Genomic DNA, 456 nt, shown 5'->3' with positions numbered 1-456 from the left:
GTTCTTTCTTTCTTCCTTTTCTTTTCCTTTTTTTTTTTTTTCCTCTTTCTTCTCGTTTCTTTTTTTTTCTCCTTCTTTGTTTTTTTTTTTTCTTCTTTTTCCCTTTTTTTCCTTTTTTTTTTTTTCCCTTTCGTCTTTCTCCTCTCCTTTTCCTTCTTTTCCTTTTCTTTTCCCCTCCCGCCGCCCGCCGCGCCCTCCTCCCGCTGCCCCCCTTCGCTGCTTTGTTTTCTCCCGCTGCGCGCCGCGCCGCTGCCCCGCGGGAAAAAGTGCTGGACCTCCCGTTGTCCGCGATCTGCGATTGTCCTGATCATCCATGTTTGGTTCCCGCGGCTGCCGCGCTGCTGGCCCTGGCCGCTCGTGTGCCGCCCTCCGGCGTCTTGGTTCCTGGCTTCGTACGTCCGCCGGCCGCGGGCGGTTCTGCGCTGGTCGCCGGCACTCGGCGGCCCCAGGAGAGCG

1 protein-coding gene is annotated in these 456 nt (G+C 55.9%); it reads right to left on the bottom strand.

The genetic code is table 11. The features are described from left to right. Nucleotides 1-315: hypothetical protein (locus GNP95_RS25550; RefSeq protein WP_196427327.1), on the bottom strand; the 315-nt coding region annotated here is incomplete at its 3' end. Nucleotides 316-456 lie beyond the last annotated feature (141 nt).

It is taken from the genome of Paenibacillus woosongensis (genome assembly GCF_009725165.1).
GTDB lineage: Bacteria > Bacillota > Bacilli > Paenibacillales > Paenibacillaceae > Fontibacillus > Fontibacillus woosongensis.
The sequence above is the reverse complement of the archived record's forward strand: the minus strand, read 5'-3'. Positions and strand labels throughout refer to the sequence as shown.